Genomic DNA, 7,403 nt, shown 5'->3' with positions numbered 1-7,403 from the left:
GGTGATGATCGGCTTGCCCTTGTCGCCGATGGCGGTCAGCGCGACGCCGACGAACAGGGAGAAGACGACGATCTGGAGGATCTGGTTGTCCGCCATCGCCCCGATCATCGAGGTGGGGAAGACATGGAGGATGAAGTCGCGGAAGTTGAGCGCTTCGGTGCTCACCCCCGAATCCGCGCCCGACCGGACCAGGTTCAGCCCTTCGCCCGGCGCAAAGAAATTGACGAAGATCAGGCCCAGGGTCAGCGAGATCAGGCTGGCGATGATGAACCAGGCGAGCGCCCGCCCCCCGATCCGCCCCAGCGCCGCGCTGTCGCCCATATGGGCGATGCCCGCGACCAGCGTCGAAAACACCAAAGGCGCGATGATCATCTTGATCAGGTGCAGGAAGATGTCGGCCAGCAGGTGGAAATAACCCGCCACATCCTTCGCCAGCGCCTTGTCTCCACCGACCCAGAGATTGGCCACGAAGCCGGTGAGCACCCCCAGGACCATCCCAATGAGGATGAAGGCCGTCAGTCTGTTTCGCATCAATTTCCTCTAAGGCCGCCCGCAGACGCCCCCGCCCTATTTTTACGTCTGTCAGGCGACACCTAACAGGCGCATGGGCGACCCGCAATCGGCGCGGACGCCCAGCCGCATGGGGAAAGACGAAGCAGGACCGTGTTTCCGCCCCCAATTTTTCGGGCCGTGCCGGTGGTGACGGCAAAGGCCGGGGCCGAAGCTCAGGGGTATAGCAGGCCTTCGCGCCAGCCCCCGGCTCCGCCGACGCCCGCGCGCTCGAACAGGCGGCGCTCGTGCAGCCGATGCTCGCGATCCTGCCAGAACTCGATCCGTTCGGGCGTGACGCGAAAGCCCGACCAGTGCGGCGGACGCGGCACCGGCCCGCCTTCGAACCGGGCGCTGACCGCGTCGAACCGGTCCATGAACGTCTGCCGGTCGGGCAGCGGCCGCGACTGGTCGGACGCCCAGGCGCCGAGCTGGCTGTCGCGGCTGCGCGTCGCGAAATAGGCGTCGGCGGTGGCGTCGTCGACAGGGCCGACTGGCCCCTCGATCCGGATCTGGCGGCGCAGCGACTTCCAGTGGAAAAGCAGGGCCGCGTGCGGATTCTCCAGTAACTCGCCCGCCTTGCGCCCTTCGAAATTGGTGTAGAAGAGGAAACCGTCCGGCCCATGCCCCTTCAGCAGCACCATCCGCACCGATGGCCGCCCGCGCGCGTCAGCGGTGGCCAGCGCCATGGCGTTGCTGTCATTGGGTTCGGTCTCGCGCGCCTGCGCATACCATGTGTCGAAAAGGACGAAAGGATCGGTCATGCCCCGTCTTAGGGGAGGGGGACAAGGGTGTCGATATGGGGACGCTCAATCACCCAACCGCCATCCTTGTCTTGAATGTATGCGCCGCATCGTCCACATAGTCGGCAAGTGATGCTTTTGTGCAACAGGTAGATGAATGGCCGATCCCTATTCCACCCTGGGCGTAGCCCGCAGCGCCAGCGAGGCAGAGATCAAGTCCGCCTATCGCAAGCTGGCCAAGGAACTGCATCCCGACAAGAATAAGGACAATCCCAAGGCCGCGGAGAAATTTTCGGCCGTGACCAACGCCTATGACCTGCTGTCGGACAAGGACAAGCGCGCCCGCTTCGACCGGGGCGAAATCGACGGCGAGGGCAATCCGACCGCGCCCTTCGGTTTTGGTGGCAGCGGCGGCGGTGGATTCCGTGGCCAGCCCGGTGGCGGTTTCGATAGCGGCGGCGCGGATTTCGGCGATATTTTCGAAGGCCTGTTCGGCGGCGCGGGCCGCCGCGCGGCGGGCGGTGGCGGCGGATTTGGCGGCTTCGGGCGACAGGCGCCGCCGCAAAAGGGCGCGAACGTCAATTATCGGCTCGCCGTGCAGTTCGTCGACGCCGCGACGCTCAGCCCGCAGCGCATCACGCTTCAGGACGGCAAGACGATCGACCTGAAGCTCCCCGCCGGGGTGGAGAGCGGCACGCAGATGCGCCTGTCGGGCAAGGGGCAGGCGGGGCCGGGCGGCGCGGGCGATGCGATCGTCACCATCGACGTGAAGCCGCACCCCCATTTTCGGCGCGACGGCGACAATGTGCTGCTCGACCTGCCTATCACCCTCGACGAGGCGGTGAAGGGCGGCAAGGTCAAGGTGCCCACGGTCGACGGCCCGGTGATGCTGGGCGTGCCGGTCGGCGCGACCTCCGGCAAGACGCTGCGCCTGCGCGGCAAGGGCTTCACCGGCAAGGACGGCCAGCGCGGCGACCAACTCGTCACGCTTCAGATCGACGTGCCCGCCGACGACCCGGCGATCCGGGCGCTGATCGAGGGCTGGCAGGACAAAAGGGCGGTGCGCGCCCATCTGGGCGTCTGACGCGTTAGGGCGCGAATGCCGATGCCCTCGCCCCTCTCGCCCGAGCAGCGCCGCCAGATGGCGCGGGAGGCGCGGGCGCATTTCCATCGGCAGATGAACCGGGTGCGGCCGGGGTCGCATGTCTTCGAGGTCGCCAGGCGCGTCCTGGTCGGCACCTATAGCGACGGCTTCATCCATGCGGGCAATCTGGCCTATCTCTCGCTGATGACGCTCTTCCCCTTCTTCATCGTCGCGGCGGCGGTGGCGAGCATCTTCGGCCGGACCGAAGATGGGGTGCAGGCGGTGAACGCCTTCCTCACCACCGTTCCGCGCGGCGTCGCCGACGTGGTGCGCCAGCCGATCAGCGAAGTGCTGACCGCGCGCACCGGGCCGCTGCTCTGGCTTGGCGGTCTGGTCGGCCTCTGGACCGTGGGTAGCCTGATCGAGACGATCCGCGACATTCTCCGCCGCGCCTATGGCACGAAAAGCACCAAGCCCTTCTGGCGCTATCGGCTGGGCGCGATCGGCATCACCCTGGCCAGCGTGTTCACGGTGATGTTCGCCTTCTCGCTTCAGGTCGCGATCACGGGCGTCGACCAGTTCCTGCATCAGATCCTCCCCTGGGCAGACGAAGCGATCGCGCTTGTCGCGTCGGCGAAGCTGGTGCCGATGGGCATCACCTGCGTCGCGCTCTGGTCGCTGTTCGTCGCGCTGACGCCGACCCTCTACAAGGATCGGCGCTTTCCCAAATGGCCCGGCGCGGTGGCGACGGCCTTCTGGTGGTATGGCACGACCTTGTTGTTGCCGCCCACCCTGTCGCTGCTGGGCGGCTATGGCCGCACCTATGGCAGTCTGGCGGGCGTGATGATCACCCTCATTTTTTTCTTTCTCGTCGGGCTTGGCGTGGTAATTGGCGCGGAATTGAATGCGGCGCTGGCGGAATTCCCCGAAGAGGAAGCAGAAGCCGCCATGCAGGACAAAGGGAACGGAACGATACAATGACAGGCTTGATGGCAGGGAAGCGCGGGCTGATCATGGGGCTGGCGAACGACAAGTCGCTGGCTTGGGGCATTGCCAGGCAGCTGCACGCCCAGGGCGCGGAACTGGCCTTTTCCTATCAGGGCGATGCGCTCGCCAAGCGCGTGCGGCCGCTGGCCGAGCAGGTCGGATCGGATTTCCTGATCGACTGCGACGTCACCGACATGGACAAGCTGGACGCCGCCTTTGCCGAGATCGAGGCGCGCTGGGGCACGCTGGATTTCGTGGTCCATGCGATCGGCTTTTCGGACAAGAATGAGCTGCGCGGCCTCTATGTCGACACCAGCCTCGACAATTTCCTGTTGACCATGAACGTGTCGGCCTACAGCTTCGTCGCCGTCACCAAGCGCGCGCGCGCGCTGATGCCCAAAGGCGGCAGCATCCTGACGCTCAGCTATTATGGCGCGGAAAAGGTCATCCCCCATTATAACGTCATGGGCGTGGCCAAGGCGGCGCTGGAAACCAGCGTCAAATATCTCGCGATGGATCTTGGCCCGGAAAATATCCGCGTCAACGCCATCTCCGCCGGCCCGATCAAGACGCTCGCCGCCAGCGGCATCGGCGACTTCCGCTATATCCTCAAATGGAATGAGCTGAACTCGCCGCTGCGCCGGAACGTGACGATCGAGGATGTCGGCGGCGCCGGCCTCTATCTGCTGTCGGACCTGGCGTCTGGCGTGACCGGTGAAATCCACCATGTCGACGCGGGCTACAACGTCATCGGCATGAAGGCCGAGGACGCGCCCGACATCGCGCTCGACAAGGCCTGAAGACTGAACGCGACCGGATCGGATACCCTATGAGTTTCAACAGTTTCGGTCGCGTGTTTCGCTTTTCGACCTGGGGCGAAAGCCATGGCCCGGCGATCGGCGCCATGGTCGATGGCTGTCCTCCGGGCCTGGAACTGAGCGAGGCGGACATCCAGCCCTGGCTCGACCTGCGCAAGCCCGGCACGTCCAAATTCACTACCCAGCGCCGCGAACCGGACGCGGTGCGCATCCTGTCCGGCGTGTTCGAGGGGCGGACCACGGGCACGCCGATCAGCCTGATGATCGAAAATACCGACCAGCGCTCCAAGGATTATTCGGATGTCGCCAAGGCCTATCGCCCCGGCCATGCCGACTATGCCTATGACGCCAAATATGGGTTTCGCGACTATCGCGGCGGCGGGCGCTCCTCCGCCCGCGAAACCGCCAGCCGCGTGGCGGCGGGCGCCGTTGCCCGGCTCGTCATCCCCGAAGTCGATATCTTCGCCTATGTCAGCGAGATTGGCGGCGACGCTATCGACATTGTGAACTTCGATCCGTCGCAGATCGGCCAGAACCCCTTCTTCTGCCCCGACGCGGAGGCCGCTAGGCGCTGGGAAGCGCTGGTCGACGGCGCGCGCAAGGACGGGTCGTCGCTGGGCGCGGTCGTCGAATGCATCGCCTCGGGCGTCCCGGCGGGCTGGGGCGCGCCGCTCTATGCCAAGCTCGACAGCGAACTGGCGAGCGCGATGATGAGCATCAACGCGGTTAAGGGCGTGGAGATTGGCGACGGCTTCGCCGCCGCCCGCCTGCGCGGCGAGCAGAATGCCGACCCGATGCGGCCCGGCAACGACGGCCCCCTCTTTCTCGCCAACCATGCCGGCGGCATTGCCGGGGGGATTTCCACCGGTCAGCCGGTGAAGGTCCGCGTCGCCTTCAAGCCGACCAGTTCGATCCTGATCCCGGTCGAGACGGTGACGCGCGAGGGCGAGGCGTCGGACATCATCACCAAGGGCCGCCACGATCCCTGCGTCGGCATTCGCGGCGTCCCGGTGGTCGAGGCGATGATGGCGCTGGTGCTGGCGGACCAGAAGCTGCTCCACCGCGCCCAATGTGGAGATGGCGCGCGGGACTGACGCGCCGAACCGCTCCATCGTTGCGCCCAACGCCCATTATCCGCGAGACGACTCGCTCCCATTACGATAGGATGACATCCATCGCCCGCGGGAGGGCGAGCGGCAGAGCGTAAGCCTGGGGAGCGTCACCACGCGTCCATGCGTTTTTCTCGAAAAACGCTGCGATTAAAAAGCGCGGATTGACGGTCAAAACGTCCCCTGACAGCCGCGACACGGGCCAGCCATGCAACCATGGCTGGCCCATTTCGTTTCACCTCCGTCAGAGACGCGCGCAACGCGATCTAACGGGGGCCAACGACCTATGCATTTCATCACCGCGCTGCTCGGCATCTACCGCGCGGAAATCGGCCTCATCATCCTCGCCTGCATGTTCGTCGCCTTCGTGCGCGAACGCTATTCGCCCACCGTCATCGCCGTGGTCGGCGCCTGTGCCTATGGCGCGCTGGGAATGCTGGACGAAAAGGCGATGTTCTCCGTCTTCTCCAACAGCGCGCCGCTGACCGTGGGCGCGATGTTCGTCCTGTCGGGCGCGCTCATCCGCACCGGCGTCATCAGCCGCGTCGCCGACCTCATCATGACCCGCGCCGAACGTCATCCCCGGATCGCGCTCGCCGAAGTCGCGCTGGGCGCGCTGCTCCTGTCGGCCTTCCTCAACAACACGCCGGTCGTCGTTCTGCTGATCCCGATCATGTTCAAGCTGGCGCAGGCGACCGGCTATCCGGTCAAGAAGCTGTTGATCCCGATGAACACGGTCGCGGTGCTGGGCGGATGCCTGACGCTGGTCGGCACCTCGACCAACCTCGTTGTCGCGGGCATCGCCGCCGAACAGGGCATGGCGGGTTTCGGCATCTTCGACATCACCCTCTATGGGGCGGCCGGCGCGGCGGCGGGGATCGTGGCGCTGCTCTGCCTTTCCTTCCTGCTGCCCAGCGATCCGCCGTCGATCGCGGGCGAAGGGGGCGGCGCGGTGCAGGATTATCTGACCGAACTGGTCGTGCCGCAGGATAGCGACGACATAGGCCGCCAGATCGGTTCCATCGGCCTGTTCGGGCGGTCGGTGCAATTGCTGGGCCTCAAGCGCGGGGGCGATGTCCGGCGCCATGATCTGGAGGAAGAGGATATCTATTCCGGCGACCGGCTGATCGTTCGGGCGGATGGCGCGGCGATCATGACCCTGCGCGAATCCGGCCGGTTCGAACTGGGCGTCGCCGCCGATTCCCGCACCAGCGCGCAGGAGGGCACGGTGGTCGAGGCGATGGTCGCGCCCAGCCATCCGTCGATCGGCGAGCGGTTGATCGACATCCCCTTTCTCCACGCGCTGCGCGTGCGGATCATCGGCATCCACCGCGCACGCCATCTGCCCGGACCGGAGCTGGCCGAGACACGCGTGCGCGGCGCCGACCGCCTGCTGGTGGCGGGTGGCGACGACGCCATGCGCGCGCTCAAGGACAATCCGCACCTGATCGGCGTCGATATCAGCCGCACCCGTGCCTTCCGACCGCGCAAGGCGTGGATCGCGATCGCCGCCATGGCCGGCGCGGTGCTGCTGTCGGCTTTCGACGTGGTAGGCATCGGCCTGGCCGCCGTGATCGCCGTGGGCCTGATCCTCGTCACCCGCTGCATCGACCCGGAAGAAGCCTGGGGCGCGATCGACGGCGATACGCTGATCCTGATCTTCGCGATGCTGGCCGTGGGGCTGGCGCTGGAGCAGGCGGGCAGCGTCGCGCTGATGGTCGGATGGATCACGCCGATGATGGAGGTGGCGCCGGCCTGGAGCCTGGTCTTTATCGTCTATTTCGCATCGCTGCTGCTATCCGAACTGCTCAGCAACAATGCGGTGGCGGCGCTGCTCACGCCGATCACAATCGCGCTGGCGCAACAACTGGGCGTCGACGCCCGGCCGCTGGTAATCGCGCTGATGATCGGCGCATCGGCCTGTTTCGCCACGCCCATCGGCTATCAGACCAACGCGCTGGTCTATGCCGCGGGCGACTATCGCTTTGCCGACTTCGTGCGGATCGGCGTGCCGATCAACATCATCGTCGGCGTCGCGGTGTGCACGACTCTGGTACTGCTCGGATAGGCTGCCAATCCGGCGCGGCCGGCCCTGTCCATGCCGTGCGACGCC

Annotated in this window: 7 protein-coding genes; 5 read left to right on the top strand and 2 right to left on the bottom strand. The window is 66.0% G+C overall.

What is annotated here, in order from left to right; genetic code table 11:
• The coding region (locus tag AC58EF_RS14740) for a dicarboxylate/amino acid:cation symporter (protein ID WP_497277101.1) at nucleotides 1-531 on the bottom strand (531 nt) is incomplete at its 3' end.
• A 194-nt stretch (nucleotides 532-725) separates the two neighbouring features.
• Entirely contained in the window at nucleotides 726-1,313 is a 588-nt protein-coding gene (pdxH, locus tag AC58EF_RS14735) for a pyridoxamine 5'-phosphate oxidase (protein ID WP_497277100.1), read from the bottom strand.
• A gap of 136 nt (nucleotides 1,314-1,449) precedes the next feature.
• On the opposite strand from pdxH, the gene AC58EF_RS14730 reads away from it, so the two are divergent.
• From AC58EF_RS14730 to AC58EF_RS14710, 5 genes are all read left to right on the top strand, one after another.
• Entirely contained in the window at nucleotides 1,450-2,376 is a 927-nt protein-coding gene (locus AC58EF_RS14730; RefSeq protein WP_497277098.1) for a DnaJ C-terminal domain-containing protein, read from the top strand.
• A gap of 15 nt (nucleotides 2,377-2,391) precedes the next feature.
• Nucleotides 2,392-3,357 (top strand): YihY/virulence factor BrkB family protein, encoded by a 966-nt coding sequence (locus tag AC58EF_RS14725; protein ID WP_497277097.1) that lies wholly within the window; start codon nucleotides 2,392-2,394, stop codon nucleotides 3,355-3,357.
• Nucleotides 3,354-4,163 carry an enoyl-ACP reductase FabI gene (gene fabI, locus AC58EF_RS14720; protein WP_497277096.1) on the top strand — a complete coding sequence of 270 codons (810 nt, stop codon included), beginning with the start codon at nucleotides 3,354-3,356 and terminating at the stop codon, nucleotides 4,161-4,163. Before AC58EF_RS14725 ends, fabI begins: the two co-directional genes overlap by 4 nt.
• A gap of 29 nt (nucleotides 4,164-4,192) precedes the next feature.
• The gene (gene aroC / locus AC58EF_RS14715) at nucleotides 4,193-5,275 is read left to right on the top strand and encodes a chorismate synthase (RefSeq protein WP_497277094.1); all 1,083 of its coding nucleotides are present in this window, start codon (nucleotides 4,193-4,195) and stop codon (nucleotides 5,273-5,275) included.
• Between the two features lie 301 nt (nucleotides 5,276-5,576).
• The gene (locus AC58EF_RS14710; protein ID WP_497277092.1) at nucleotides 5,577-7,358 is read left to right on the top strand and encodes an SLC13 family permease; all 1,782 of its coding nucleotides are present in this window, start codon (nucleotides 5,577-5,579) and stop codon (nucleotides 7,356-7,358) included.
• The last annotated feature ends 45 nt before the right edge of the window (nucleotides 7,359-7,403 follow it).

Source organism: Sphingobium sp. WR1 (assembly GCF_059693745.1).
This window is presented reverse-complemented; position numbering and strand designations above follow the sequence as displayed.

Excerpts from the sequence above, each read along its gene's own strand:
- pdxH (WP_497277100.1), bottom strand. The coding sequence starts at position 1,313 with ATGACCGATCCTTTCGTCCTTTTCGACACATGGTATGCGCAGGCGCGC.
- AC58EF_RS14730 (WP_497277098.1), top strand. The coding sequence starts at position 1,450 with ATGGCCGATCCCTATTCCACCCTGGGCGTAGCCCGCAGCGCCAGCGAG.
- AC58EF_RS14725 (WP_497277097.1), top strand. The coding sequence starts at position 2,392 with ATGCCGATGCCCTCGCCCCTCTCGCCCGAGCAGCGCCGCCAGATGGCG.
- fabI (WP_497277096.1), top strand. The coding sequence starts at position 3,354 with ATGACAGGCTTGATGGCAGGGAAGCGCGGGCTGATCATGGGGCTGGCG.
- aroC (WP_497277094.1), top strand. The coding sequence starts at position 4,193 with ATGAGTTTCAACAGTTTCGGTCGCGTGTTTCGCTTTTCGACCTGGGGC.
- AC58EF_RS14710 (WP_497277092.1), top strand. The coding sequence starts at position 5,577 with ATGCATTTCATCACCGCGCTGCTCGGCATCTACCGCGCGGAAATCGGC.